Source organism: Streptomyces sp. NPDC092369, from assembly GCF_044755245.1.
In the GTDB taxonomy this organism is placed as follows: Bacteria; Actinomycetota; Actinomycetes; order Streptomycetales; family Streptomycetaceae; genus Streptomyces.
Map to the genome: position 1 here is coordinate 145,139 of NZ_JBIVQP010000009.1, position 26,975 is coordinate 172,113.

Consider the following 26,975-nt stretch of genomic DNA (forward strand, 5'->3'; position numbering starts at 1 on the left):
CAGTGCCACCACGGCAGGCGTCGAAGGTGCGCGTCCGTGGCGAGCAGATGGCGAATTCAGCCGAGGCGCCGGACCTCGCGGATGGCGTCGGCGAATGCCTTGGGCTGCTCCTGGGGGAGGTTGTGTCCGGCGTGCGGGACTTGGTGGTGCACGCGGGGGCCTGTGAACAGTGCCGCCGTGCTCATCCCGTCGGTGGCCGGGAAACTGGCGTCGGCGAGGCCGTCGAGGGTGACTGCGGGTACCGGGATCGGTGGCATCGTGAGCATCCGTGCCACGATGTCGGCATAACGGGGGTCACCAGGCACTTGAAGGAGCCGGCGTCGGTAGTTGTGGATCACGACGTTCACGTAGTCCGGGTTGCTGAAGAACTGGGCCGCACGGTCGAGGTCGTCCTCGGAGTAGTGCCACTCCGGTGAGTTCCTCGTCCACACCGTGCGGGCGACCTCCTTGGGATTCTTCCCCAGGCCCGACTCGCCGTTCGGGGTGAGGAACCAGTAGAAGTAGAAGTGCACCGATTCGAGTTCAGGGGTGTTCGGCTGCACGACGGCGCTCGGATCGAGATTGGTGACCGGATAGCTGTTGACCGCGACGAGGCCGTCGCAGCGCTCCGGCCAGAGGGCCGCGACGATGGTGAGGGCTCCTCCGCCCCAGTCAAATCCGCCGAACACCGCCCGGCGGATTTTCAGAGCGTCCATGAAGGCGAGGACGTCGGCGCCAAGCGCGGCCTGCTCTCCCGACCGGAAGGTGTCGTCGCTCAGGAACCGCGTGGCGCCGAACCCGCGCAGATACGGGAGGTAGACGTGGAAGCCCTGGCGGACCAGGCGGGGAACCACCTCGCGGTAGGAGTCGGGGCTGTACGGCCAGCCATGGCACAGGATCACGGGTTGTCCGCGGGTCCGGCCGGCCTCGTGGTAGGCGATGTCCAGGACACCGGCGCGAACATGGTGAAGAGGTCCCAGCTCGGGCAGTGGGCTGACCGTCGTGTCATGCCCTGAAGCGTGATCACCGTCGGCTGCCGACGCCGGGACGGAAAGGGCCGGCAGTGAAGCTCCTGCTGCCCCTGTCGCGATGAACGCCGTCACGGATCGCCTACTGATCATTTCGGTTTCCCTGGTTGCTTGTTTGTCTGGAACGGTGCGTGCGCGGGCGGAACGCGCTCGCGCACCGGAGGGGGCTGAGGGGCCGTAAGCCTTCTTCGCTCAGGCGCCCACTCCGCTTGCCCTGGCGATGACGTCGGCAATCTGTTCGGGGAACTCCATCGGCAAGAAGGTCCGCCCGCCCGGGACCGCGGTCAGTGTCGCGTGGGGGAACGCCGCGGCGAGCCGCTCCGCCAAGCCGAACTCGAAAAACGGGTCCGCGTCTCCCCAGACCAGCTCAACGGGCTTGTCGAAGCGGCCGAAACGAGAGGAGACGTCGAGCAGCTCATCCGGCCGCATGGCACTCATCAGCTTCGCCGCGTCCCGGCGGATCCGGGCGTCACCCAGCGCGGGTGTGATCCAACTGCGAGTGGTGTCCGGGTCCGGCTCACCGGCGAACAGCGACCCGTAACCCCGGGAACTGTGGCGCACTGCCGTGGGCAGGAGGGCGGCGAACAGCAGTCTCAAGAGAACGGGGTGGCTCCCCGCCTTGATCAGTCCTTCAAAGGCCCGAGGCGGGAAGACCTCGAAGGCATCGCAGTTGGTGAGGACGAGGCGGCCGATTCGTTCGTGGCCGCTGTCGATGGCGAACTGGCACAGCGCGCCGCCGGTATCGCTACCGACGAGGGTGACGTCCGTGAGATCGAGGGCACGGAGAAACCCTTCGATGACCGCCGCCACTCCACGCGGGCTGAGGTCTGCGTCCGGACGCATCGGTACGCGGTGCGAGCCGAGCGGCCAGTCGGGGACGTAACTGTGGATGCCGTGTTCGGCGAGCGCGTCAGCAACCCCGGTCCAGAGCCTGCCGTTTACAAGCAGGCCGTGTACGAAGACCACCGGCGGAAACGAGGAGTCGGCCGGACCGACCACGCGATAGTGGACCGGGCCCTGGGACACCTCGACACGGCGCGGGGGCGGAACGGACACAGGAATGGAGGCCACCGCTGGTTCCTTCGGCTAGATGTGCACAATTCTTCTGGTTCATTCGGGACGCATGATGAGGCAACTGCTGTTTGCGGTCGCGTAAATCCGGTCGTGAGAGTCTGCGATGCGTCCTTCGGCCAGAGCCGTTCGGCGGCCCAGGTGAACAACGGTGGCCTCGGCGAACACGGGTCCTCTGTCGATCGTGACCGGTCTGAGGAACTTCACCGAGAGATCGAGACTGGTGTAGGCCACGCCGGCCGGAAGCCTCGTGTGGACCGCGAATCCGAAAGCCGCGTCGAGTAGGACACCGTAAACACCGCCCTGAACGGAGCCGAGTGGGTTGTAGTGACATTCCTGCGGATCGAGAGTGAGGCGGACACGCCCTTCGTCGAACGACAGATCTGAGATTCCGAGGGTGCTCATGACGGGCGGCAGTGGAAGCCTGCCCTCGGCCATGGCCTGGAACATTTCCATGCCGCTCAGGCCGGCACAGGCGCTGGCCAATGCCAGCGGATCCGCCCAGGTGAAGGTCCGCTCGCGGATCGGCTCTCCTATCGCGTCGCCGCCGTCCTGCGACAGATGCGCTTGATCGATGTGTGCAGCTTCGTAGGTCATCGAACGAACTCCCGTTTTCACGTACTTGATCGCGGCCGGCCCGGTTTTCTGACCGGACGTCAGAGCATTTGCTGGTCGGCGGGTGCGGCAGGAGGCTGTGGCGACAGCGCCGGGTCCCCGGCGGCCCCTGTGGTCTCCGTGACCTCGTCGACGCATGCTGCAAGCGTGTCCATCGCCGCTTCCCGGCCGGTGTCGACGGCCGCACGCAGCAGGTTGGGACGCCGCTCGGTACGGCCGACGGCCGCGCTGCCGAGCGGGGGCCGGATCTGCAGGGTCGCGGGATGCGATGCCAGAAGCAGTTCCTCCTGCGCCCGGACCGCCACGCCGTCCAGCCACGTCTCGAAGGCCCCCGGGGCATGTCGGGCGAACCACCGCGACATCAGCAGACGCACCCCCCGGGACGGGACCGACGTCGTCTCGTCCGTACGCCGTGTGCGCAGCGCGACGATGTGCGTCGCCTTCTGAGCCAGTGCCGTCCGGACGCAGACCGACTCGCTCACCCCGGCATCGACGAACCGGCGCCCCCCGATCTCGATCGGCTCGCCAGCCAGAAGCGGCATTGCCGTGGATGCTCGAAGCGCTGCCTGCAGACTGGCTTGGTCGCTGATCTGCTCATGCAGATCTACGGCCTGACCCGTCAGGGCGTCGGTGGCGATGGGGTGGAATTCGACGGGGCTGTGGAGGATCTCCTGGAACCCCATCGGCATGATCTCGGTGTACACGGTGTGGACGAGGAAACGCGTGTCCACCACCGGTTGCCGGCGCAGAGCCCGCCTCACGTCGATCGTCCCACGCATGATGGTCGCGTCCCACCATGCGTGAATGGTGCTCTCCGCGCGGCCGCACAGCAGCCAAGCGCCGTTCAGAGCTCCCGCCGAACTGCCGTACACGGCATCGAACATGGGCAACAGCCCCAGTCGCTCTATGGCGACTGTCATGCCGCTCGAATATGCACCACGTGAGCTGCCGCCTTCGATGAGCAGTACCAATCGCGCGTCATCGGTGCGGCGCCCGGGAGTGCTTCCCTGCCGTTGGCGGTCACGCAGGAGCTGAAGGACGGCGTCAGACACCTTTCCACCCGCTTTTCGTGTGCGCGGCCGCTTCTGGAGCGTTCCAGCGAAGCGCGGTGTCCAGAAAGGCACGCCCCGGCGGATTCCAGAGGCGCCGGGCGCTCACTCCGAGGCGACCGGGGAGGCGATTTCGTCGCCTTTTCAGTATCGCTACTGGCCGGTAGGGTGTAGCGCTATTCATTAGTCTCATGTTTTACGGTAGCAATCAGCCTTCGAGGGGCGCGAATCATCGAGAAGTGACGTCCGTCACAGTCGTGCCGATGCGGCGGTCACCGGAGACGGGGGCACCGTCGCCCGTCCGCCCCTTGCCGTCTTCTCGCGCGGCCGCGGCGGGGAGGGCGGGGAGTGGGGCGGCACGGCTCCGCGGCGGAAGCCGGTCAGGCCACAGGCTGCAACGTCCACAGCAGGTCGGGCGGGACACCGGCCGTTGTCACCGTCAAGTGGAGTGCGGCCATCGGCTCGTACAGGTATTCCTGGAGTCCGTCCCTGCTGTGCCCGTCCATGAACTCCTACGTCAACGGCCGCTTCTGGCTCAGCCGCCCCGACGGTTCCGGCCTGCTGACTGATCCCGCTGTGCTCGCCGCCGCATTCGGTACAGGCGGACGACTCCCCGGAGAGGCCGTCGGATGAGAACGGACATGAAACCGGCCCCGGCTCTCGGGCTCCCGTGGGATGAACCTGAACCCCCAGCCGGCTGCTACCTGGCCCACCTCGCGCAACAGGGCGTCAAGGCGACCGGTGTCGACCTGTCGCCGCGCATGGTGCAGCGGGCGGGAGAGAAGTGGGCGCATCTCGGTGTGCGGATCGAGCACGGCGAGATCCTCGACTGGCTCTGCGCCGACGAGGGCCGGTATGACGCGGTGTACTCCATCTTCGGCGCGGCCTGGTTCACCGACCCCTCCCGCCTCTTCCCCTCATCGGCGAGCGGCGGAGGCGCACGTCGTGGACGCTCCGACGGCAGGCCATATCGGCACCGTAATCGTGCACGCCCGCGCCTGAAGCCCCACAGCGGGTCAGCTCGGTGTGGGTTCCGCTCGGCGGCGGTTGGCGAGGGCGAGCAGCCCACCTGCGGCGAGGAGGACGGCCTGGGCCGCGTAGCTGTAGGCGGTGAGGGCAGCGAAGCCGAGAGGGGTGATCAGTCCGGTATAGGCGCCGATGAGGGCAGCGGCCAGCAGGACTCCGGGCAGACCCGGCACCATCGCCGCTGCGAGTCCCGCGGCCGTGATGAGAAGTCCGGTGAGCAGTCCGGTGCGGGTGGTCAGGCGTCCGGTGTCCAGGGCTCGGCCCGCCTTGGGCTGGATGATGGCGGCGGTGGCGGCGAGGACGGACACGGCGGCTCCGGTGGCCACGGTGCTCGGCGGCGAGGGAGGCGAGGTCGGGCCAGCCCGCCGCGCCCGCGGCACCACCTGCCAGCGTGGCGAGCGTGACGTCCGTGAGTTTCATTGGCCCGGAACGGCCGTCCGTGCTCGGCAAGGCGCCGTGACCGTCCCATCCCGACTTCTGGCAAAGCCCAGGTGGCCAGGGTCAGGATGTCTGGGCGCGGTAGAGGCCCCGGCCGGCCCGGCGGACACGGGACGTGCCGACCAGGCGGTCGAGCGTGCTGCGCACCGCGTTGATGCTCCCGTTGTCGGTGCCGCGTCCGAGCGCCGTGGCGACGTCGCGCGCGCGGACCTCCGTGTCACCGACCCCGGAGAAGTACTCCAGGATCTGCTCGGTGAGCGCACCGTAGCTGCGCAGCTCGTCGGTCTCTGTGCGCGACGGGGCCGCCGGTTTCTGCGCGGGAGCGCGTTCCGTCTGCCGCGGTGCGGGCCTCTTGTGCGCGGTGCGGGCTGGCGCGGCGTTCTGGGCGCCTGCCGGCACCGGTTTGGTTCGCTCCGCCGTGCGGGGGGCGCCTTCGCCGTCGGCGGCGCGGTCCCCGGCCGGCTCGGCCATGAGGACGGTCAGGGCTCTCAACGCGCGCTGGACGGAGTCGAGGTGAGCGGCGACGGCGGCCAGTTCCCGCTCCAGTGCGCGCTTCTGCACCTGGAGGCGGGAGAGGTCCTCTTGGAGGCGCTCCGTGGTGATCTCAATGTCATGTGCCGCGCGCGCTGCCGAGACCATGTGTTCCTCTCATCCTCAATCTCCGTGCCGCGACGCGTCGACGTCGGTTGCGGTGCCGCGCGGCTCGGACTCTGGGAATCAACGTCGGGTCGTATGCCAAAGCGTACGAGGTCCGAACGCGGAAGACACAAGGTAGTGACGCCGGATTCTGCCCAGGAACAAGGAATTGCCACTGTCTTTCGGTGGCGGATGTCCTGGCCCACCAGGCGCTCTGCTCAGCTCTCCTGCGCGTCCGCCCGGTTCCAGTGCCGAAGTTTGTCCGGGTTGAGGACCGCCCAGATCTGCACGACGTGGTCGCCCGCTACGTCCAGACTGATGACGGCGGCGACCTCGGCGCCGTAGCGCACCACAATTCCGGTGCGGGAGTTGACGGACTGGCAGTGGAGTGTGGTGTGGGGGCGGCCGGCCAGGAGGGTGAGCAGGCTGCGGGTGACACGCCGCGCACCGTGGACGGGCCGGATCAGGGTCCTGACCTTGCCGCCGCCGTCGAAGAACACGGTGGCGTCCGGTGCCAGCAGGGCCGTCAGGCGTGTGGGGTTCTCCGCCATGCAGGCTTGGTGGACGGCTCGTACCACACGGTCGTGCTGCTGTCGGGTGGTGGGGCGTGCCCATCTGGTTCGAAGGCTGTGCCGTGCTCTGGCGGCGAGTTCGACGCATTCGCGTTCCGTACGGCCGACGATGTCGGCGACCGCTCCCGGAGCCATCCGGAACACGTCGTTGAGGACGAACGCGGCGCGCTCGGCCGGTGAGAGGGTGTCGAGCGCCTGGAGAAGGGCCTGGCTCACCGCTCCGTCCAGGTCCCGAGGCGGTGCCGCGCCTACCAAGCCGGGGCCGGACGGTCCGGCCGGCGCCAAGCGCTCCAGGCAGATGCCGCCGACGGTCTTCACCAGCCAGGAGCGGGGTTCGGCGAGCCGCGCCCTGTGACCGTCGGGCAAGCCGTACCAGCGCCGATAGGCCTCCGCCACGACGTCGTCGGACTCCTGACTCCGGCCCAGCAGCCAGTAGGCCACGTCGAGCAGATGGCGGCGCTCGTCGAGCAGCTCCGCGATCGGCATCCCGTGGTCGTCCGGCTCCTGGTCCATATGGCATCACTCCTTCGCGCAGCACCCGACACGGCGGTGCCACCCCTGATGGCGCCAATCTCCGCCGCAGCCGCCCGGGAGGGTGCCCTCCTACGTCCAGCGGTTCGTCAGCAACTCATTGGTGACCGGACAGAGGCGCATCATGTGACACGGTCTTGCGGGCGTATGCCCCGGGCCCGACAGGGTGTTCCGGCGGTCGCGCCCGCTTTCTCACAGGCCGGCGGAGTCGATGTCGGGCCCGTTGCACACCTCCGGGCCCATCGACGCGGGACCCGCCGGCAGTGATGGGCCTACGCCGGCCGCCGCCGTTCCGGAGGTACCCGGTGGGCAACGAGGACCGCGCGTCCGTCCACGAGCGCCCCGTGAGCTGGTGTCGCGAACACGACGACGGCCTGCTGACGGGAGCGTGCCGCCCGTCGACACGCGCGCGCCGGAGGGAAGGCACAGCCCGCCGCCGCCCCACTCGCCGGCGCGGAGCACTAGCGATCAGTGCCCTCCGCCCAGTGCGTTTCCAGGGCGGCGGCGACCTCCGAGGGCCGCTCCAGCACGGTCCAGTGGTTGCAGTCGAGCCTGACGACGCCGTTGGCGTGCAGCGCCCCCCCGAGTGCGTCGCCGAACTCGACCTGGCAGGCCGGATCGCGAGCGCCCCAGAACACCAAGGACGGTGCGGTCACGTTCGACAGGGCCGGTTCCCACTCCGCTCCCATGGTCACGGCCGACCGGTACAGCCGCAGGATGCTGTCCTTCATCGTGTCGTCGACGTGCCGGATCATCTCCTCCACTGGCTCAACGGGCGCGTCGAAGCCGTCGACCAGGTCCTTCGCGAAGGACTCGGGCTCCAGCGCGGCCATGAACCGCTCCCCTTCGACCCTGTCCTGCCAGATCTTCGCCAGCGGATGCCAGACGTAGCGGGAGCTGATCGGCCCGTTGCCACCGGCCCAGGTACGCACCAGGTCGGGGCGGATCGAGGCGACGCGGGCGGTGAGGATGCAGCCCCAGTCATGACCGACCAGATCCACTGGCTCACCGACACGCTCAAGGCGTTCGACGAGCCAATCGACGTACTCCTGCTTGTCGGAGCCGAAGCCCGAGGGCCGGGGAGTCCCGAATCCGGGCAGGTCCCAGGCCTCGACGTCCGAGCGGGACAGATGGCGGCGCACGCCGTTCCACACGCGATGAGTGTCGGGAACGCCGTGAATCAGGATGGCGGGCATGGTGGGTACATCCCTCTCGGTAGGGCGGCGGCCGGAATCTGAGAAGACAGTGCGGCCGACAGTGGACCGGGGCGACGAGCACGGGGTGCCGCGCCGACTACGGACCACATAGTGGCACACCATGTTACGTGTGATCGCAGCACGGTCCCGGGAGAGCCGCGGGGAGGCAGAGATCCTGCGCCTCGGGTTCGTCCCGGGCGGTCCGCGTCCCGTCGTACCGTCACAGATTCAGCGCCGGATCTGTCACTTGGGCATGTACTCCCTTTCGTCCCGGTCGCCCGCGCATCCGACGGGCATGCCTTCAGGAGACGCGTACGCGGTCAGTGCCGAGTTCTACGACGTGCTGCAGGGCGAGGTCGATGCGGCACAGGTCCGGGATCTGTACGGAACGGCGGTGGGAAGCGCACGTCTCGGTGTGCTGGACATCGGCGCGGGCACCGGCCGTGTCACGCTGCTGGGCCTCGCCGCGTCCGAGGTGGCGGTGCACGCCGTCGAGCCGGCGCGTTCCATGCGCTCCGCGCTGATGACCCGCCTCGCCTCCCTGCCCGCCGACGTGCGCGGCCGGGTCACCGTGCACCCCTGTGGTCTCGACGAGGCGCGGCTGCGCGGTGTCGCGGATGTCGCCGTCTGCCACAACACCCTGGCGTGCCTCGACCCCTCCTCGCGACGCCGGCTCTACCCGGCGGTCGCCGAAGCACTCACCCCGGGCGGCGTCTTCCTGCTGCACCTTCCGCCCGCACACCTTCCGCGGATGCCCACCGTCCGCCCCCTGCCTCCCCAGAGACTCGGCCGGCACGAGTACGGCGGCCACATGGTGCTGTCGGCCGAAGCGGGACGTATCCGCACACGTTGTGACTACTGGGTGCGGGACGGGACCGGGGTCGTGCGCGAGCACACCGAGACCTTCTGGATGTGGCCGGCGTCCCGGGAGGACGTGATCGAGGAACTCGCCGAGCACGGATTGACCCGGGTGCCCGAAGCAGGCGACCTCGCGGTGCTGACCGTACGACGTGAGTGACAGCGGACTGACCACACGTCGATGCTCCGTACCGCGGAGCGTGCTCCCGGCCGTGCGGTCGGTGTCACAGGAGGCCTCCTTTTCCTGTCTTTCCTCCTGCGGACCTGGTTGTGCCGTCCTCGGCCGTGATCCGCCCCACCATCCCCAGCGATACGGCGACGGTTCGCAACGACCCGCTCGTCGTGATCAGCAACCGCAAGGACCCCCACATGTGGACCGACGCTCCGTACCCAGCTCTGACCGGCGTCTACACCATCGACCCGACGCACAGCACCATCGGCTTCTCCGTCCGGCACGCCATGATCGCGAACGTGCGCGGACGGTTCGGCTCGTTCGAGGGGCTGGTCAAACTGGACGGGTACCAGCCGGCCCGTTCCGAGGCCTACCTGAGTGTCCAGACCGGCAGTCTCGACACCGGGACTCGCGACAGGGACACCCACCTCATGGGACCGGACTTCTTCGACGCCGCCACGTATCCGCTGATGACGTTCCGTTCCCTCGCGCTCGAGGACTACGGCGACGGTCAGTTTCCGTATGACGGGCCAGCTGAGGATCAAGGACGTCGAACTCCCCCTCCACATCGACCTCGCCTTCGGTGGATCTGCGCGGGACGAGAAGGGTCGCCACCGTGTCGGTTTCTCCGGCACGACCACTGTGCGCCGCTCCGACTGGGGCCTCGGCTGGAACACGCCCATCGAGGCCGGAGGTGTCCTCATCAGTGACAGAGCGAAGGTCAGTCTCGACGTCTCCGCCATCCGCCTCTCCCGCGCGGACGCCTCATGACCGGCGCCCGCCCCACGGCGCCGGCCGCCCGGCACGGCCCCCGCCGGCGGCGATTCCCCTGACACAGATCGGCCCGCACCCGCGGCCGAACCGTACGCACGAAACCCAGGTGAGACCCCCATGAATCAGCAAGACCTCTCCGGCCAGCCCCAGTTCCGCCCGATCACGACGATCGAGGACCTGCGGGAGCACCTGCAATGGGCCATCGAACTGGAACACGCCACGCTGCCGCCCTACCTCACGGCCCTGTACTCGCTCGACCCCGAACGGAACGCCCAGGCCGTCGAGGTGATCAGCAGTGTGTTCGTCGAGGAGATGATCCACCTCGCGCTCGCGGCGAACCTCCTCAACGCAGTCGGCGGACGACCTCGCGTCGACACACCGCGGATACTGGCGCCCCACCCACGGGCCATGCCGCACGCCGATCCCTCCATCCAGTTGTCCCTGCTGCCGTTCGGACAGGAGGCGCTCACGATGTTCCTGCGCCTGGAGCAACCGGCCCAGCCGGGAGATCCGGCCGAGGACGACGGCTACCAGACCATCGGCCAGTTCTATGACGCCGTCAAGAGGGGATTGCGCGACCTCTGCGCCCGGCTCGGCGAGGAGCAGGTCTTCACCGGTGACCCCGCCCGGCAGGTGGCCGCGGGCCCCTTCGGTCACACCGGCGGGCAGCTGAGCCCGGTCACCGATCTCACCTCGGCGCTCGCCGCCCTGGAGGAGATCGTCGAGCAGGGCGAGGGGGCGGCACGCGTCGACGTGTGGGACGGGGACATGGACATGTTCCACGCACAGAGCAAGGCGGTCTCGCACTACTACCGCTTCCAGGAACTGTCCCAGGGCCGGCGATACCAGCCGGGCGACACACCGGAGACCGGCCCCACCGGTGAGACGATCACCGTCGACCCCGCCGGGGTGCGCCCGATGCGTCCCAACCCGCGGCTGGAGGACCATCCGGAGGGCAGCGCGATCCGCACGGCGCAGGAGGCGTTCAATGTCGCGTACGGCAAACTGCTCCAGCTCCTGGAGCAGGCGTTCAACGGCAATCCCGCGATGCTCGGGGTGTCGGTGGGCACGATGTACGCGCTCAAGGGACAGGCGCAGAGCCTGATGGCGATGCCCGACGGCGAGGACATGACCGCGGGCCCGACCTTCGACTACGTCGCCCCGGAGCAACGTTCCTGATCCGCACACGTCTCGGCCCTCTGGACCCGTTGTCCAGGGGGCCGAGACATGGGCCATGTAGATCGGCGACCGTGTGAGGAGACTTGGGGCCGTCGTCTCTGCCCCGTGCCGTCGTCATCCGTGATACCCGCCGGTGATCTCCTTGTACTCCTGCGCGGTGGGCTTGGGGATCTGGGTCCCCTTGCCGTAGAAGCCACGGCTGAGCCGCGCGCGGAACCGTTGCGTCCTGTCGGCTCGGGGCGTGCGGCCGTTCTCGTCGGGCCTTCCCGCTTCGAGGGGTTGGTACTGCTCGTGTGCGGTGAGGACGTGGAGTGCGCGCGCGTCGAGGGGCTGGTGCACCTCGACGTACTCGCCGTTCGGCAGGCGCTTGATGACACCTGTCTCGCGGCCGTGCAGAACCTTGTCGCGATCGCGGCGCTGAAGGCCCAGGGCCACGCGCTTCGTCACGAGGAAGAGGAGGACCGGTACGACGAACAGGGCGATGCGGACCGTCCAGGTCACCGCGTTGACCGACACGTGGAAGGTCAGGGCGATGACGTCGTTCGCGGCCCCGAGCAGCGCCACCAGGTACACACCGATCCACGCCACGCCGAACGCGGTACGCACGGGCCGGTTGCGTGGCCGCTCCAGCAGGTGGTGGTCGCGGTCGTCGTCGGTGACCCAGGCCTCCAGGAACGGATAGGCACCCATGACGAGGAAGAAGCCGAGGCCGGCCAGGAGGGGGATCAGGTTGTCGAGGGCCAGGGTGTGACCCCAGAAGGTCAACTCCCAGCCGGGCATGACGCGCAGCATCCCGTCGGCGATCCCCATGTACCAGTCGGGTTGTGATCCCGCGGAGACCTGATCGGCGCGGTACGGGCCGTACTCCCAGATGGGGTTGATCTGGGCGATCGAGGCGATGGTGCACACGACTCCGGCGACCAGACTGAAGTAGCCGGCCGCCTTGACGGCGTACACCCGCGTCGGCAGGCCGATCACGTTCTTCTCCGTCCGTCCTGGGCCAGGGCGCTGGGCGGGGCGGTGGCGCCGCACCAGGACGACGTGGACGGCGACCAGCGCCAGCATCAACGCCGGAATGATCAGGACGTGGATCACGTTGAAGCGCGGCACGAGATCATGTCCGGGGAACTCACCGCCGAACAGGAACATCGACAGGTACGTGCCGACGATCGGCACCGACAGCAGCGTCCCGTTCACCACGGAGAGCCCGGTTCCCGACAGGAGGTCACCGGGGAGGTCGTAGCCGGTCAGGCCGCCGAACATGCCGAGGACGAGCAGGACGAAGCCCACGACCCAGTTCAGCTCGCGCGGCTTGCGGAACGCGCCGGTGAAGAACACGCGCATCATGTGGGTGAGCACGGCGGCGACGAAGATCAGTGCCGCCCAGTGATGGGCCTGGCGGATGAGGAGCCCGCCGCGTACGTCGAAGGAGATGTGCATCGTCGAGTCGAACGCCTCGGACACCAACTGCCCGCGCAGAGGGGCGTAACCGCCGTCGTAGACGACCTGGTTCGTCGACGGGTGGAAGTAGAAGGTCAGATACACGCCGGTGACGAGGAGTATGAAGAAGCTGGAGGCACAGATCTGGCCCAGCAGGTACGACCAGTGGTCGGGACGGGCCTTGGGCCCACCGGCCCCGGCGGCGCGGCGGACACCCATCCGGGTCCTCATCCACTCGGCGATCCTCTCGCCGCTACGGTCGCCCGCTGCCGTGGTCGACTCGATTGCATCGCTCATGTCATTACCACCATCAACACGTCATCAGGAGCGCCTTGCGGCCGGATCCGCGCAACGAACGGGTGCGCGGCCAAGAGCTGCGGCCGGCGCATCGTTCGTCGCCCTCATCAGAGAGGACCGGCAAGGTGGTGAAGGTGTGACATGACATCGTGTGGCAGGATCGTGCCAGGGTGTCCTGGTCAGGACGCCTTCGCGCTGATCGGCTCGGTGTTCTGCCGTGCCGAGCGCAGTCGCGCCGCACGGCGCTCGTTCTCCGTCGTGCCGCCCCAGACACCCTCGACGTGACCGACGTCGAGCGCCCACTGCAGACACCGCTCCCGCACGGGACACCGGGCGCACACGGCCTTGGCCTCGCCGATCTGGAACAGTGTCAGGCCCCGGTCCCGATGGGGAAGAACAGATCGGGGTCGACATCCCTGCACTCCGCCTTCTCGCGCCAGCTCATGGCGGTACCTCCTCGCTCGTCACCGTTGCCCTTCACAGATCTGACCGCGGGGAGCGGGCTGCTGTGACGCGCAGTCGTCCGCGAGGCGATCCAGCTGGATCGCGGAACAGAACGGTGTGAAGGACAGTGTGACGAGAGACTCACTGTATTGAGTCGGTACGGGGTCCGCCGTCGACCAGCGCTACCACGTCGCCGGAACCGGCCCGGTGCCGTTGCCCACTTCGGGGGGCCGGGCATCGGCTGGGAGTACCTCCGCATGCCCGAGCCGGCGCGGCGGTGAGCGCGATCCTCAGGTCCTGCCGGCGCGGGCGCCCCAGCGGCCTGCTGGTGGCGGACCGACTCGGCCCAGCCCGTTCGCGAGGTCCCCGAGCCGAAGCTCTTCGGTGGAGCCTGTCGAGGGCGTGCTGCCGGTCGGTCGCGCCGGACCGGGTGCGGTCGCCGGCGGGGTGCGTCACGCGACCCACGCCTCCGTGTCATGAGCCGGTCTCGTGGGGATCGTCTCCGGGGGCATGCCGTCGTAGGTGCCCGTCCCCGCGTCGGAACGCGGGGCGTCCCGGCGGGTGAGCACGCGCTCCAGTTGGCCGAGGTTGCCTGTTCGGGCGGCAGTGAAGATCGCCTGTACTAGGCGCCGATGGGTGACCGCGTCCACGTGCTGCCGGTGCCGGCGGTTGTTGAGCCTGTCCTGCGCGCGGGAGACCTGCTGCCGCGCGTTCGCCACTGTCAGGTCCAGCAGGTCGCCGATCTCGTCGTAGGAGTAGCCGAAGGCCTCACGCAGCACGTACGCCGCGCGCTGGTTGGGCGTCAGGGTCTGCAGGAGCAGCGCGACGGCCTGTTCCACGGCGTTCTGGCGTTCGGCCAGCACCTCCGGTGTTGTATTGCCGTTCGTGGGTTCCGGGAGCCAGGGGGTGGCGCTGGACTCGCGGCGCCGGCGCGCCGACTGCAGCACGTTGATGGCCAGCCGGACGGTCGTGGTCCGGAGCAGCGCGCCGGGGTTGGCGACGACGGTGCGGTCCGTGCCCTGCCACCGCAGCCATGTCTCCTGGATGACGTCCTCGGCCTCGCCGGGGTCTCGGAGGATCCGGTTGGCGATCTTGAGCAGTCCCGGCCTGGCGCGGACGAACACGAAGGCTGCGTCGTGGAGTTCGACGGCCGCGGGTGTGGCGGTGACCGTCGCGGTCTGCGGATTCGTGCGGGTTGCGATCACAGATGTGTCCACGATCGGCTCCTCTGCTGGCTCGGGATCGGCGGCCTCCGTGGCCGCCGACACCAAGTTCGCTTCGGGAGGGCGGTTGCCGCGCCCTTGGTGGACCGTGGGGGACCCCGGGGTCGTACCGTGGCCGCCACGTGGCCACGGTCCACCACCCCCTTGTCACCCCCGGTCGGTGGACGGCCGCGGCCCCCCGGACGGCACGGGGGCCCCGGGGCCGTGGTCGGCGGAAGGGCCCGCGCGACACGTGCTGAGGAGGCGGCCGGCGGAGGGCGCACGGGTGTGCCCTCCGCCGCGGTCAAAGGCGCGCGGCCTTGTCGCGGGCGCTGCCCACAGGGTCAGGCGGAGGTCGCCGCGCCTCCAGGCAGCACGGCGCCCAACTGCCTGCGGGACTTGATCCCGAGCTTCGTGAACACCTTCCGCAGGTGCCATTCGATGGTGTGCGGGCTGAGGAAGAGCTGCGCTCCGATTTCGAGGTTCGTCAGCCCTTCCCCGGCCAGCCGTGCGATCTGGGCCTCCTGAGGGGTGAGCGCCTCGTCGGTGCCCGGCGTACGGCCGCGCACTGTCTCCCCGGTGGCCTCCAGCTCCCGGCGGGCGCGCTCGGCGAAGGCCTCCGCGCCCGCCCGGTCGAGGATCTCGTGGGCGCGGCCCAGCTGGTCCCGTGCCTCGGTGCGGCGGTCCTCGCGGCGCAGCCATTCGCCGTACAGCAGCCGGGTACGGGCGCACGCCGTCCGCACCTGTGTGCTCTCCAGCCGGGCGATCGCCTCCCGGTACAGTGCGTCGGCCGTCTCGCCCTCACTGACCAGGGCACGCGCGGCCGCGGCGGTCCCCGCTGCCCAGGCCGTGCCGCTGGCCTCGGCGATGGCGGACAGACGGTCGGCGGCATCGACGGCGAGGTCGCGCCGACCGCTGCGTGCCGCCGCTTCCACCAGCTCGGGCAGGGAGGAGAGGGCCAGCCCCAGCTCCTGCGGATACGTACAGCCCTTCACCGCGGCCACGCGCGCCTCCTCGTATCGCCCCAGGCCGTTGTACAGCACCGCCAGTGCCCACTGCGGCGCGGTCAGCGACTTCCCCTCGCCACTCAGGGTCCTGTCGCCGGTGATCGTCCCGATCGCCCGCAACGTCTCCGTCTCGCGCCCCCGCCAGGGTTCGATCACCAGCGCCCCGTAGTGCGCCAGGAAATGACTGCCGGTCGCTTCGCCGATCGTCACCGCTTCCGCGGCGAGCGAGGCGGCGTCGTCCAGATCGCCGGCGAAGACCCGGTTCGCCAGCCGGAGCAGGAGCGCTGAGGGCAGCACGGACAGCGTTCCGGTCTCGCGGGCCAGACGGACGAGTTTGGCGGACAGCGAGCTCCAGCTGTCGAAGTCCCACACGTTGTGGGCCATGCGGCAGGCGAACGGGAGCCAGCCCAGCGACTGTTCCGCCGTGAAGCCACCGCAGCGCAGGGTGCTCAGCGCGTGGCGCAGAATCGGGGCGCCCGCCGCGTAGCCGTCCGTGGTGGCCGTGGCCAGGCCGTCGAGCAGGAGGTCGGTGGGGCCGGGGTGGGATGTCTGCGGTGCGGTGCGCGCGGACCGGGCGACTTCCTCGAGCCCGGGCCCGCTGGTGATACGGCCCGCTGTGAGGGCCGCGTAGAAGGCGTCGCGGTAGGTCTCGCGTGCGACGCCCGCGTCGAGCGGCTCGAACTGTCGGGCCGCCGTGAGCAACAGCGGCACGGTGGCACCGGCACTGCGGGACCCGAAGGTGATCTGTCCGCGCAGCAGGCCGGCCTGGGCGTGTTGCAGGTCGTCGAGGGTGTCCATCTCGGCGATGTTCAGCAGTTCGAGCGCGGCGTCGAACGCTCCGGCGAGGTACTTGGCGCGAGCCGCTGCCAGCGCTCTGGTCCGGCGACGGGTGGCATCGGGCGTCAGTTCGACCGCTCGCGTCAGGAAGGCCGCCGACGCGGCGATGCCGCCGCGCGCCTGGGCGCGGTCGGCCGAGCGGACCAGTTCGTCCGCCACGGCCTCGTCAGGCTCCGCCGTCGCGCGGGCCAGATGCCAAGCGCGGCGGTCGGGATCGGACCGTGCGTCCGTCGCGTCGGCCAGGGCCCGGTGCACCTCGCGGCGTTCGGGAAGTCCCGCCGCGCGGTAGACGGCCGAACGCACCAACGGATGCCGGAACTGGACCCGTGTGCGCACTTCCAGCAGGCCCGCGGCCAGCGCGGGGGAGGCCTCGCTCATGGACAGGCCGAGGAGGTCGGCGGCGCGGTGGAGCAAGGAGACGTCGCCGACGGGCTCGGCCGCCGCGAGCAGCAGGAGCCGCCGTGTCTGCGCGGGCAGTTCCTGGACCCGCAGGGTGAAGTTGTGCTCAAGCCTGCCGGCCAGTGGCCGCATCGACGGCGAGGCGTACCCGCCGGCGAGTTCGGCCGCGCTGGAGCTGTGGGGCAGTTCCAGCAGGGCCAGCGGGTTGCCGCGGGCCTCGGCGAGGATGCGGCTGCGGACGGGCTCGTCGAACCGGCCGGGAAGGACCGAGGCCAGCAGCGCGCGGGCGTCGGGTTCGCTCAGGCCGCCGAGGGTGAGCTCGGGCAGCCCTTGCAGCGCGCGTTCCCCGTCGGCCTCGCGGACGCCGAAGATCAGCCCGACCCGCTCGGCCATCAGCCGACGGGCGACGAACCCGACGATCTGGGCGGAGACACGGTCGAGCCACTGCACGTCGTCGACGAGGCAGATGAGCGGCGTCTCCTGAGCGACGTCGGCGAGCAGGCTGAGGACCGCAAGTCCCACGAGGAACCGGTCCGGAGGAGTGCCCGCGCTGAGGCCGAAGGCGGTCTCCAGGGCCGTTCGCTGCGGATCGGGGAGGTGCCCGAGGTGATCGAGGAACGGCGCGCAGAGCTGGTGCAGACCCCCGAAGGCCAGCTCCATCTCGGCTTCGACTCCCGCCGCGCGCACCACTTTGCAGCCGTCCGCGCTGTGGGCCATGTACTCCAGCAGCGCGGACTTGCCGATGCCGGCCTCGCCCCGCAGCACCAGGACCGCGCTGTGGCCCTCCCGCACCTTGGCCAACTGCCGGTCCAGGACCGCGCGCTCGCTCTCCCGCCCCCACAGTGAGCCCGGATACTTGCCTTCCATGAACACCCCCGGCAGTGAGCGTATAGATGCGGTCTTCGGCCACACAACTCCATCGCGCCGCTGGTCACACGGTGGGTGAGTCCCAGGGCGGTGCCGTCGCGTCGGGCCGCGGGCGGACGAGGCGCCCGTCCCGTGGGATCGTCCGCAATCGTGTCCGGTGCTTCTCCGCAACGCGACCCGGTAGCGCTGGACGGTGCCGGTGTTGATTCCGGCGCCGACGACTGGGTGCGCCTCGTGTGCCCGAGCCGTGGCCGTGACGGACGGCGCCCCCGGCCGAGGGCTCGGCAAGCATGCGCTGGGTCACGGAAACCGTCATGACGTCGTACGACTCCTTCAGCCGTCCAGGCCGTAGCGGTTCCGCGCCTGGTCGACGGTCTGTGGGGCCAGTTGCCCGGTCCGCACCAGTCGGTCCAGAGCTGTCACAGCGATCGACTCGGCATCCAGGCCGAAGAAACGCCGGGCGTCCTCGCGGGTGTCGGACAGGCCGAATCCGTCCGCACCGAGCGAGTAGTAGTCCTGCTCGACCCACTGGCTGATCTGGTCGGGGACCTGACGCATCCAGTCGCTGACGGCCAGGACCGGGCCGGGCGCGCCGGAGAGCGCCTCGGTCACGAAGGGGACCCGTGTCTCGCCGCGCATGCGGGCGGCGTCGGTGTCCACCGCGTCGCGGCGCAGCTCCGTCCAGGACGTCACCGACCACACATCGGCGCGCACGTTCCAGTCGGCGGCGAGCAACTCCTGGGCGCGCAGCGCCCAGTGGACGGCGGTGCCGGAGGCAAGGAGCTGGAGCCGGGGTCCGGGCACGGCGGGGTCGCCCGGCCGGAGCCGGTACAGGCCGCGGACGATGCCCTCCTCGATACCGGGCAGTTGCGGCATGGGCGGTTGGCGCTTCGGTTCGTTGTAGACCGTGAGGTAGTAGAAGACGTTCTCGGGTCGTTCCCCGAACATCCGGCGCAGGCCGTCGCGGACGATGACCGCGATCTCGAAGGCGAAGGCCGGGTCGTAGCTGACGGCAGCCGGGTTGGTGGCGGCCAGCAGGTGCGAGTGGCCGTCACCGTGCTGGAGACCTTCGCCGGTCATGGTGGTGCGTCCGGCGGTCCCGCCCACGACGAACCCGCGGCCCATCTGGTCGGCGAGAGCCCAGAACTGGTCGCCGGTGCGCTGGAATCCGAACATGGCGTAGAAGATGTAGAAGGGGATCATCGGCTCGCCGTGGGAGGCGTACGAGGTCGCGGCGGCCGTGAACTCGGCCACGGAGCCCGCTTCGGTGATGCCCTCGATGATGAGCTGCCCGGTCTCGCTCTCCTTGTAGTGCAGCAACTGGTCGGCGTCGACGGGGTCGTAGGTCTGGCCCAGGGGCGAGTAGATGCCGGCGGTGGGGAACATCGACTCCATGCCGAAGGTGCGGGCCTCGTCGGGGACGATCGGCACCCAGCGGGCGCCGGTCCGGCCGTCCCGCATCAGGTCCTTGACCAGGCGGACCAGCGCCATGGTGGTGGCGACCTCCTGGTTGCCGAAGCCCTTGAGCAGCGCCTCGAACGGCTTGGCGGCGGGTTCCGGCAGCGGCCCGGCGACGACGCGCCGCGCCGGGGCGGGACCGCCCAGCGCGGCGCGCCGCTCGCGCAGGTACCGTACCTCGGGTGAGTTCGCTCCCGGGTGCCAGAAGGGGACCTCGTCACCGGCGAGGGCGCTGTCGGGGATGGGCAGTTCGAGCAGGTCGCGCATGTCGCGGAACTGCGGCATGGTCAGCTTCTTCATCTGGTGGTTGGCGTTGCGGGACTCGAACGCCGACCCGAGCGTGTACCCCTTGACCGTCTGGGCGAGGATCACCGTCGGCGCTCCCCGGTGCTCCAAGGCGGCCCGGTAGGCGGCGTACACCTTCAACGGCTCGTGTCCGCCACGGGAGTTCGCGAACAGCTCCACCACCTGGGCGTCGCTCAAGGAGGCGGAGACCGCGGACAGGGCGTCGCCGACGAAGAAGTTCTTACGGATGTAGGCGGCGTCCCGCGCGGCGAGGGTCTGCATCTGTGCGTCGGGCACCTCACCCAGGCGGTGCACCAGGTCGCCCGTGCGGTCCTGGGTCAGCAGCGGATCCCAGGCCTCGCCCCAGAGCGCCTTGACCACGTTCCAGCCGGCTCCGCGGAAACGCGCCTCCAGCTCCTGCACGATCTTGGAGTTGGACCGCACCGGTCCGTCCAGGCGCTGCAGGTTGCAGTTGACCACGAAGGTGAGGTTGTCCAGGCCCTCACGAGACGCCAGCGACAGAGCGGCCGTCGACTCCGGTTCGTCCGTCTCCCCGTCGCCGAGGAACGCCCACACGTGTGAGGCGGAGGTGTCCTTGATGCCGCGTGCCCGCAGATAGCGGTTGAAACGTGCCTGGTAGATCGCGCCGAGGGGGCCGAGGCCCATGGACACGGTCGGGAACTCCCACAGCCATGGCAGACGCCGGGGGTGTGGGTAGGACGGGAGGCCGTGACCGCCCGCCTCGCGCCGGAAGCCTTCCAACTGCCGCTCGGTCAGGCGGCCTTCGAGGAACACTCGGGCGTAAATGCCCGGCGAGGCGTGCCCCTGGAGGAACAACTGGTCGCCCGAGCCGTCCTGTTCCTTGCCCCGGAAGAAGTGGTTGAAGCCGATCTCGTACAGCCAGGCCGCCGAGGCGTAGGTGGAGATGTGGCCGCCCAGGCCCAGCCGGGAGGCGCGGGTGACCATCGCCGCCGCGTTCCAGCGGTTCAGCGCGGTGATCCTGGTTTCCATGGCGAGATCGCCGTCGAACGCGGGCTGCGCGGTCGCCGGCACGGTGTTGACGTAGTCCGACGTCAGCAGTTCCGGCACGGACAGGCCGGAGCGCGCCGCGTACTCGTGCACCCGCCGGATCAGGTACACCGCCCGCTCGGGTCCGGCGTTCCGTACGACGGCGTCCAGGGAGGCCCGCCACTCGGCGGTCTCCTCGCGGTCACGGTCGGGAAGCTGGTCGAGTTCGCTGCTCGTCAGGGACGCGGTGGGCCGGGACGGGTCACTCATGGCGGCCTTCCTGAAGGCATGGGGTGGAGGTCGAGGGACGGGGTCGCGATGGTGCGGTGCCGGCGGGGTGTGGCCTCGGGCCCTGCCGTACAGACCGGACGGAGGGTGTCGTTGTGACACGGGGGCGACCACCGGTGCCCGCCCCTGACGGCGGTTGTCCCGCGTCCGTGCGGGTGGGGAGGGCACGGACGCGGGCGCCTTGTGGGCGGACCTACTCCACGAAGTAGGAGTCGTGCCGGTCGAAGAAGGCGGAACGCTCCTCCTCGGAGGCGTGCGCCAGCGTCGACACCTGCTCGAAGTACTCCTCGCGCGGCGCTCCCGGTGTGAACAGCAGGAGCATGTCCGCGGGTGCGTCGGAATCGTTGCGGAAGGCGTGCAGCCCGCCCTGCGGCACGTGGAGGAAGTCCCCTTTGCGGGCGTCCACCCAGCGCGCACCGTCGAAGACGCGCACGGTGCCGTCGAGGATGTAGAACGACTCGGAGATCCGCTTGTGGTAGTGCGTCTTCGGTCCGCCCGCCCGCGGTCGCATCTCGACGCGGTAGAGCCCGAATTCACCCCGTGTGGTCGCGGTGGTGGCGAGGTAGTGGGTGGCGTCCTTCCCTGGTCCGTCCTCGCCGAGGTCGGGTGGCGTGGTGGCCGGCCGGAACACGGCGCTGACCTCACCGGCGTCTCCGAAGTACTTCTGTTCCGGATAGGGGTACGACATGGCTGTTCCTTTCCTGCAGTGGTCAGGGCCGCCGCGAGACTGCCCTCACCTGATGTGACCGGCGGGCACGGGCCGATGTGACGTCCGCACGGCGGTATGGCCTGGACGTCAGCGCGAGAGGCAGTCGCGGCGGGGGTGTCCGCGGCGAAGGGCCCGTACGTCCCGCACCGCCGCGGCGAACGCCTCGGGGCGCTCCTGCGGCAGGTTGTGGCCGGCGTCCGCCACCTGGAGGTGCAGGCGGGGACCGGTGAAGTGGTGGGCCGTGGACGCACCGTCCGTCGCCGGGAAGTTCCCGTCGGCGGTGCCGTCCAGGGTGACCGTGGGGACGGTCACCGGGGGCAGTCCGGCGAGGCGCGCTTCGAGGGCGGCGTACGCCTCCGCGCCCGGAGCCAGACCGAGCCGGTGCCGGTAGGAGTGGATCACGACGTCGACGTAGTCAGGATTGGTGAAGGCCTCCGCGGCCCGCTCCAGGTCGGCTTCGGAGAAGGCCCACACGGGGGAGTTCCGTTTCCAGATGACCCGGGCGACGCCTCGTGGATCGGCTGCCAGGCCGGCGCGGCCGCGCTCGGTGAGGAAGTAGTAGAAGTACCAGAAGCCCGCTTCCTGTTCGGGAGCGATCGGGTTCATGGCGGCGCCGATGTCCTGGATCAGGTAGCCGTTGACCGAGACCAGTCCGCTCACGCGCTGGGGCCACAGCGCCGCGGCGACCGTGGCCGCGCGACCGCCCCAGTCGTAGCCGGCGAGGAAGGCCCGCTCGATGTCGAGGGCGTCGAGGAGCGCGATGACGTCGGCTCCCAGGGCCGCCTGCTGACCGGAGCGGGGGAGGGAGTCGGACAGGAATCTGGTCGGGCCGTGTCCCCGCAGGTGAGGGACGACGACGTGGAACCCGTTCTCGGCCAGCAGGGGGGCCACGTCCACGTAACTGTGGATGTCGTAGGGGAAACCGTGCAGAAGGACGACGGTGTCACCGTCGGCGGAGCCCGTCTCGTAGTAGGCGACTTCGAGCACGTCGGTCGTGACGTGCCGGAGCGGAGTGAGCAGGGGGAGGGCGGACATGCTGATCCTCCGGCGAAGGACTGGGTGGGGGATGGGGCCGCGGCTCCGGGTGGGCGCGACCGGGGGCGTACCGGGTGGCTGGGCCGGCCCGCTACCGGGTCCGGCTGCCGCCGGGCTCGGCCCCCGAAGACAGTGTGATCGATGTGCATGTGCGGATCACAGTGTTGCCGTCAAGAGTGTTGTTGTCATAATGGGTACGCGCGTTCACGGTGTGATCTCCTCGTCATGGGGGCCGTCACCCTGCACAGACCGGCCTTCGCCGCCCGCTGTGACAGTGAAATAGGCCCTGCTCAGCGCCGTACCGCCCCCGGACACGACCCACCGCGGTCCGTCCCGGCAAGCGGCGTGACGGACCCAGGCCGACGTGGGTCTGCACGTCTTTCCGGCCGCCCCGAACGGGCACGAATCATCCGACCGACCTAGGTGATGACCATGGAAACCGAAAGTGTTCTGCATCCCAGCTTCCTCGTTCCCGTCGGGCACGTGGAGCCCGTGCCCCGCCGCATCAGGGGCGTGATCGACGGGCATACCGTCTTCGACACCCGACGGGCCCTGTACGTCTGGGAATGGCAGGCCTATCCGCAGTTCAGCATCCCGGTGCGGGACCTCGTCGACGGCGTCCTGGACGACGAGGGATTCGCCGAGCGGCACGGAAAGGGCACCGCCCACCGGCACACGCTGTCCGTGGGCGAGGACTCCCGGCCCGGTGCCGCCTGGGTGTGGGGGCAGGACGCCCCGGCGCCGCTCCGGGACACCGTGCGTTTCGAGTGGTCGGCGATCGACCACTGGTTCGAGGAGGACGAACCCGTCTTCGTGCACCCCAGGAGCCCCTACTCCCGTGTCGACGCCGTACGTTCCTCCAGCAGCGTCCGCGTCGAGGTGGAGGGCGTCGTCCTGGCGCAGGCTCCGTCCTGCGTCAAGCTGTTCGAGACCGGCCTGCCCACCCGCTACTACCTCGACCGCGCGCATGTGGACTGGACCCGGCTGCGGCACTCCGACACGGTGTCCCACTGCCCGTACAAGGGCACGACGAGCGGCTACTGGTCCTTCGACGGCGAGGCCGCCGCCCACGAGGACATCGTCTGGGCGTACGACTTCCCGACCATCCACGCCAACCGCATCGCGGGCCTGGCGGCCTTCTACAACGAGCATGTCGACCTCTACGTGGACGGAGAGCCGCTGCCGAAGCCCGGCGTGCCCTCTCCCTAGTCCCCGTCCCGCGGCCCGGCCCCAGACCGACACGATCGGTCTGGGGCCCTCGTGTGTCACAGGTGTGCTGTCGACCCGGTCCCATGGTGTGAAAGTGCCTCATCAACAGAGAAGGAACACACCATGGGCGACATCGTTCTCGAACCCGCCGCGCAGGATTTCGCCGACGCGACCGCCAAGCCGCCGCTGCTGTACGAGCTCGGGGTCGAGGGCGCGCGCAAACTGCTCGACGACGTACAGGCGCAGCCCGTCGACAAGCCCGACGTGGACGACAAGTGGCTCACTGTCCCGGCCGAGGTGGGCGACGTAAAGGTGCGCATCGTCAAGCCCGTCAGCAGCGCCGGCTCCCTTCCGGTGATCCTGTACGTGCACGGCGGCGGCTGGATCCTCGGCAACGCCGGCACGCACGACCGGCTCGTGCGCGAGCTGGCCGTCGGGGTGAACGCCGCGCTCGTCTTCGTCGAGTACGACCGCTCGCCGGAGGCCAAGTACCCCGTCGCCATCGAGCAGGCCTACGCCGCCGCCCGCTGGATCGCTACCGAGGGCGCCGGCGAAGGGCTCGACGCCTCCCGCCTGGCCGTCGCCGGTGACTCGGTCGGCGGCAACATGACCGCCGCCCTGACCCACATGGCGAAGCAGCGGGGCGACGTGACCTTCGTGCATCAGTCGCTGTACTACCCCGTCACCGACGCGGCCCAGGACACCGAGAGCTACCGGACCTTCGCCCACGGCCCTCACCTGACGGCCAAGGCCATGGAATGGTTCTGGGACGCCTACACCACCGACCCGGCCGCGCGTGCCCAGATCACCGCCTCGCCGCTGCGGGCCACGCTGGAGGACCTCCGGGGCCTGCCGCCGGCGTTCGTCGTCGTGGACGAGAACGACGTGCTGCGCGACGAGGGCGAGGCCTATGCCCGCAGGCTCGTCCAGGCCGGTGTACCGACGACCAGCATCCGCTACAACGCGTCCCTGCACGACTTCATGATGCTGAACCCGGTCCGCGGCACGCGGGCGTCGACCGCCGCGATCGAGCAGGCCATCCACGTCCTGCGCAAGGCCCTTGGAACCGACTGACACCGCTCACCCCGAACCCGAGCGCGTTATCCCCCGACAAGTCGAAAGGCCCTCCCATGAGCCGACCCAAGCCCACCATCGTCCTCGTGCACGGCGCGTTCGCGGACGCCTCCAGCTGGAACGGCGTCATCGACAAGCTGCTCGCGCACGACTATCCGGTGATCGCCGCCGCCAACCCACTGCGCGGACTCACCACCGACGCCGATTACGTGCGCCAGCTCGTGACATCCGTGGACGGTCCCGTCGTCCTGGTCGGCCATTCCTACGGCGGATCCGTCATCAGCTGCGCAGCCAAGGGGCTGCCGGAGGTCAAGGCGCTCGTCTTCGTGGCGGCGTTCCTGCCGGACGAGGGTGAGAGCGCCGTCACCCTGTCGGGCAAGTTCCCCGGCAGCACCCTCGGCGAGACGCTGCGGCCCGTTCCGGTGACACTGCCCGACGGCAGCAAGGTCACGGACCTGTACATCCAACGGGCCGGCTTCCACCAGCAGTTCGCCGCCGATGTCCCCGAGGAGATCACGGCCGTCATGGCCGCCACGCAGCGGCCGGTGACCGATGCCGCACTGGCGGAGGGCGCGTCCGCGCCCGCGTGGCGGGACATCCCGTCCTGGGTGCTTGTGGCGGACGAGGACCGCAACATCCCTCCGCAGGTGCAGGCCTACATGGCCGAGCGGGCCAAGGCCACCGTCATGGAGATCTCCGCCTCCCACGCCGTCAGCGTCTCGCGACCCGGTGACGTGGCCCGCCTGATCAACGAGGCCGCGCAGGCCACCGCCTGAGCGTCCGCGGGCAGTGCCCGGCAAGGACGGTCGGCCGATCCGTGCCCGGCACGGATCGGCCGAGCGACGTGGGGTGCGGCACCCGGTCTCGAAGCCGGGTGCCGCACCCCACGCCCGTGTCCACATGTCGCGTCACGGCAGCGGTTCGGGCTCCGCGAGCAGCGTGGGCACCGTGACGATCGTGACTTCCTTGGACAGAAGCCGATGCACGGGACATCGTCCGGAGACGGCGAGAAGCTGATCCCGCTGGGCGGAGGTCAACTCCCCGACCAGGCCGACGTTCTTGACCACCTGCCCCTGGGTATCGAACCGGACCGCGACGTCCACCCGCTCCAGCGGCCACGCGTGACGCTGCGCGGAGGCCCGTACCGCCATGGACGTGCACGATCCGAGCGCGGCCAGGAGGAGTTCGCCCGGGGTGGGGCCGGTGTCGGTGCCGACGGGCTCCGGCTCGTCGGCCGTCAGACGGTGCGGACCGATCGCCACGGAACGCGCGAGCCCTTTTCCTTCGGCCACGGTGACGATGCGCGAGTTCATGCTGTGCCTCTCAGCCGGGTGTGCTTCGGGAGGCACGGCTTGTGCCTCCCGAACTCAGACCGCGCGGGACGCCCTGCTGTGACGGCCGGTCGTGCGCACGGACCCGCCTTGAGGAGGGCGGGCGGGGCGGCGGCCGCCGCCCCGCGGGCGATCAGCGGGACTGGTCGGTGGGGCGTACGAGGATCTCGTTGACCGCGACGTGATCGGGCTGCGTGACGGCGTAGACCACCGCTGCCGCGACGTCCTCGGGTTGAAGCGTCCGCATCGACTCGGCCATGGTCCTGACCGCGGCACGTCCGGCGGGGTCCGTGATGTGGTCGGCCAGCTCGGTGGAGACGAATCCCGGCTCCACGACCACGACGCGCACCCCCTGCTCGGTGACCTCCTGGCGCAGCGCCTCGGCGAAGGCGTTGATCCCGAACTTGGTGGCGGAGTAGACCGAGGCGCCGGCCGAGGAGGTGCGGCCCGACGTCGAGGAGATCTGCACCACCGCCCCGTGGGAGCGCAGCAGATGGGGCAGCGCCGAATGCACCGTGTACATGGAGCCCAGCAGGTTGGTCTCCACCATGCGGGTCCATTCCGCCGGGTCCGCGCCCAGGACCGGTCCGGTGAGCATGATGCCGGCGTTGTTCACGACGATGTCCAGGGCGCCGAACCGTTCGACGGTCGCGTCGACGGCCTCGCGCACCGACTCGGGGTCGCTGACGTCCATGTCCAGGACGAGCATCTCGCCGGGAGCGTCCTGAGCCAGCGCTTCGAGCCGGTCGGTCCTGCGGCCACCGACGGCGACGGTGGCTCCCGCCTTGGACAGTGCCAGTGCGGTCGCCCTGCCGATGCCGGACGAGGCGCCGGTGACGAGGGCGACCTTGGGGTCGAGAGTGGAAGACATGTCAGCTCCTGAGAGTGGTGCCGCGAAGGAGATGGGCGAGGCCGTCGTGCGGAAGCGCAGGACAGGGCGGCCCGGGAAAGTGACCGGAGG

At 69.8% G+C, this 26,975-nt stretch carries 22 protein-coding genes and 3 pseudogenes; 7 read left to right on the forward strand and 18 right to left on the reverse strand.

Annotation, left to right across the window (positions count from 1 at the left end; genetic code table 11):
- Window positions 1-56: 56 nt before the first annotated feature.
- From ACIQI8_RS41510 to ACIQI8_RS41530, 5 genes are all read right to left on the reverse strand, one after another.
- Complete coding sequence (locus ACIQI8_RS41510; RefSeq protein WP_402363205.1) at window positions 57-881, reverse strand: alpha/beta fold hydrolase; 825 nt, start codon at window positions 879-881, stop codon at window positions 57-59.
- 318 nt (window positions 882-1,199) lie between these two features.
- Complete coding sequence (locus ACIQI8_RS41515; protein WP_402363208.1) at window positions 1,200-2,033, reverse strand: alpha/beta fold hydrolase; 834 nt, start codon at window positions 2,031-2,033, stop codon at window positions 1,200-1,202.
- A gap of 84 nt (window positions 2,034-2,117) precedes the next feature.
- Window positions 2,118-2,675 carry a PaaI family thioesterase gene (locus ACIQI8_RS41520; protein WP_402363211.1) on the reverse strand — a complete coding sequence of 186 codons (558 nt, stop codon included), beginning with the start codon at window positions 2,673-2,675 and terminating at the stop codon, window positions 2,118-2,120.
- A gap of 59 nt (window positions 2,676-2,734) precedes the next feature.
- Window positions 2,735-3,817 carry a patatin family protein gene (locus tag ACIQI8_RS41525; RefSeq protein WP_402363214.1) on the reverse strand — a complete coding sequence of 361 codons (1,083 nt, stop codon included), beginning with the start codon at window positions 3,815-3,817 and terminating at the stop codon, window positions 2,735-2,737.
- 305 nt (window positions 3,818-4,122) lie between these two features.
- A complete protein-coding gene (locus ACIQI8_RS41530) occupies window positions 4,123-4,248 on the reverse strand; it encodes a hypothetical protein (RefSeq protein WP_402363217.1) in 126 nt (41 codons plus the stop codon).
- A gap of 135 nt (window positions 4,249-4,383) precedes the next feature.
- Here ACIQI8_RS41530 and ACIQI8_RS41535 point away from each other — a divergent pair.
- A pseudogene (locus tag ACIQI8_RS41535) lies at window positions 4,384-4,644 on the forward strand (class I SAM-dependent methyltransferase); the annotation flags it as partial.
- A gap of 114 nt (window positions 4,645-4,758) precedes the next feature.
- On the opposite strand, the gene ACIQI8_RS41540 reads toward ACIQI8_RS41535, so the two are convergent.
- The 4 genes from ACIQI8_RS41540 to ACIQI8_RS41555 all read right to left on the reverse strand — a co-directional run bounded on the left by ACIQI8_RS41540 (window position 4,759) and on the right by ACIQI8_RS41555 (window position 8,141).
- Complete coding sequence (locus ACIQI8_RS41540; RefSeq protein ID WP_402363444.1) at window positions 4,759-5,076, reverse strand: hypothetical protein; 318 nt, start codon at window positions 5,074-5,076, stop codon at window positions 4,759-4,761.
- A gap of 193 nt (window positions 5,077-5,269) precedes the next feature.
- On the reverse strand, window positions 5,270-5,845 hold the full coding sequence (locus tag ACIQI8_RS41545) for a hypothetical protein (RefSeq protein ID WP_402363220.1): 576 nt from the start codon (window positions 5,843-5,845) through the stop codon (window positions 5,270-5,272).
- 215 nt (window positions 5,846-6,060) lie between these two features.
- Entirely contained in the window at window positions 6,061-6,927 is an 867-nt protein-coding gene (locus ACIQI8_RS41550) for a sigma factor (protein ID WP_402363223.1), read from the reverse strand.
- 479 nt (window positions 6,928-7,406) lie between these two features.
- A complete protein-coding gene (locus tag ACIQI8_RS41555) occupies window positions 7,407-8,141 on the reverse strand; it encodes an alpha/beta fold hydrolase (protein ID WP_402363226.1) in 735 nt (244 codons plus the stop codon).
- 295 nt (window positions 8,142-8,436) lie between these two features.
- Here ACIQI8_RS41555 and ACIQI8_RS41560 point away from each other — a divergent pair, with 295 nt between their 5' ends.
- The 3 genes and pseudogenes from ACIQI8_RS41560 to ACIQI8_RS41570 all read left to right on the forward strand — a co-directional run bounded on the left by ACIQI8_RS41560 (window position 8,437) and on the right by ACIQI8_RS41570 (window position 11,124).
- Window positions 8,437-9,159, forward strand: coding sequence for a class I SAM-dependent methyltransferase (locus tag ACIQI8_RS41560; protein ID WP_402363229.1), 723 nt, complete (start codon window positions 8,437-8,439; stop codon window positions 9,157-9,159).
- Window positions 9,160-9,368: 209 nt separating this feature from the next.
- Window positions 9,369-9,942, forward strand: a pseudogene (locus ACIQI8_RS41565) (YceI family protein).
- Between the two features lie 120 nt (window positions 9,943-10,062).
- Window positions 10,063-11,124, forward strand: coding sequence for a ferritin-like protein (locus ACIQI8_RS41570; RefSeq protein WP_402363232.1), 1,062 nt, complete (start codon window positions 10,063-10,065; stop codon window positions 11,122-11,124).
- Window positions 11,125-11,238: 114 nt separating this feature from the next.
- Here ACIQI8_RS41570 and ACIQI8_RS41575 read toward each other — a convergent pair whose 3' ends face one another.
- From ACIQI8_RS41575 to ACIQI8_RS41605, 7 genes and pseudogenes are all read right to left on the reverse strand, one after another.
- Window positions 11,239-12,861 carry a cytochrome bc complex cytochrome b subunit gene (locus ACIQI8_RS41575; protein ID WP_402363235.1) on the reverse strand — a complete coding sequence of 541 codons (1,623 nt, stop codon included), beginning with the start codon at window positions 12,859-12,861 and terminating at the stop codon, window positions 11,239-11,241.
- Window positions 12,862-13,040: 179 nt separating this feature from the next.
- Window positions 13,041-13,306: pseudogene (locus ACIQI8_RS41580) on the reverse strand (WhiB family transcriptional regulator).
- A gap of 451 nt (window positions 13,307-13,757) precedes the next feature.
- Complete coding sequence (locus ACIQI8_RS41585) at window positions 13,758-14,522, reverse strand: sigma-70 family RNA polymerase sigma factor (RefSeq protein ID WP_402363238.1); 765 nt, start codon at window positions 14,520-14,522, stop codon at window positions 13,758-13,760.
- A gap of 329 nt (window positions 14,523-14,851) precedes the next feature.
- Window positions 14,852-17,617, reverse strand: a complete 2,766-nt coding sequence (locus ACIQI8_RS41590; protein ID WP_402363241.1) for an ATP-binding protein — start codon at window positions 17,615-17,617, stop codon at window positions 14,852-14,854.
- A gap of 333 nt (window positions 17,618-17,950) precedes the next feature.
- Entirely contained in the window at window positions 17,951-20,638 is a 2,688-nt protein-coding gene (aceE, locus tag ACIQI8_RS41595) for a pyruvate dehydrogenase (acetyl-transferring), homodimeric type (RefSeq protein WP_402363244.1), read from the reverse strand.
- A gap of 211 nt (window positions 20,639-20,849) precedes the next feature.
- Window positions 20,850-21,344: a cupin domain-containing protein gene (locus ACIQI8_RS41600; protein ID WP_402363247.1), complete on the reverse strand. Its 495-nt coding sequence runs from the start codon at window positions 21,342-21,344 to the stop codon at window positions 20,850-20,852.
- A gap of 108 nt (window positions 21,345-21,452) precedes the next feature.
- Window positions 21,453-22,400, reverse strand: a complete 948-nt coding sequence (locus ACIQI8_RS41605; protein WP_402363250.1) for an alpha/beta fold hydrolase — start codon at window positions 22,398-22,400, stop codon at window positions 21,453-21,455.
- A gap of 432 nt (window positions 22,401-22,832) precedes the next feature.
- On the opposite strand from ACIQI8_RS41605, the gene ACIQI8_RS41610 reads away from it, so the two are divergent.
- The 3 genes from ACIQI8_RS41610 (at window position 22,833) to ACIQI8_RS41620 (ending at window position 25,459) form a co-directional block, all read left to right on the forward strand.
- Window positions 22,833-23,609, forward strand: a complete 777-nt coding sequence (locus ACIQI8_RS41610) for a DUF427 domain-containing protein (RefSeq protein ID WP_402363253.1) — start codon at window positions 22,833-22,835, stop codon at window positions 23,607-23,609.
- A gap of 123 nt (window positions 23,610-23,732) precedes the next feature.
- Entirely contained in the window at window positions 23,733-24,683 is a 951-nt protein-coding gene (locus ACIQI8_RS41615) for an alpha/beta hydrolase (RefSeq protein WP_402363256.1), read from the forward strand.
- A gap of 56 nt (window positions 24,684-24,739) precedes the next feature.
- On the forward strand, window positions 24,740-25,459 hold the full coding sequence (locus ACIQI8_RS41620; RefSeq protein ID WP_402363259.1) for an alpha/beta fold hydrolase: 720 nt from the start codon (window positions 24,740-24,742) through the stop codon (window positions 25,457-25,459).
- Window positions 25,460-25,591: 132 nt separating this feature from the next.
- On the opposite strand, the gene ACIQI8_RS41625 is transcribed toward ACIQI8_RS41620, so the two are convergent.
- The gene (locus ACIQI8_RS41625) at window positions 25,592-25,996 is read right to left on the reverse strand and encodes an OsmC family protein (protein ID WP_402363261.1); all 405 of its coding nucleotides are present in this window, start codon (window positions 25,994-25,996) and stop codon (window positions 25,592-25,594) included.
- 151 nt (window positions 25,997-26,147) lie between these two features.
- On the reverse strand, window positions 26,148-26,885 hold the full coding sequence (locus tag ACIQI8_RS41630; protein ID WP_402363264.1) for an SDR family NAD(P)-dependent oxidoreductase: 738 nt from the start codon (window positions 26,883-26,885) through the stop codon (window positions 26,148-26,150).
- Window positions 26,886-26,975 lie beyond the last annotated feature (90 nt).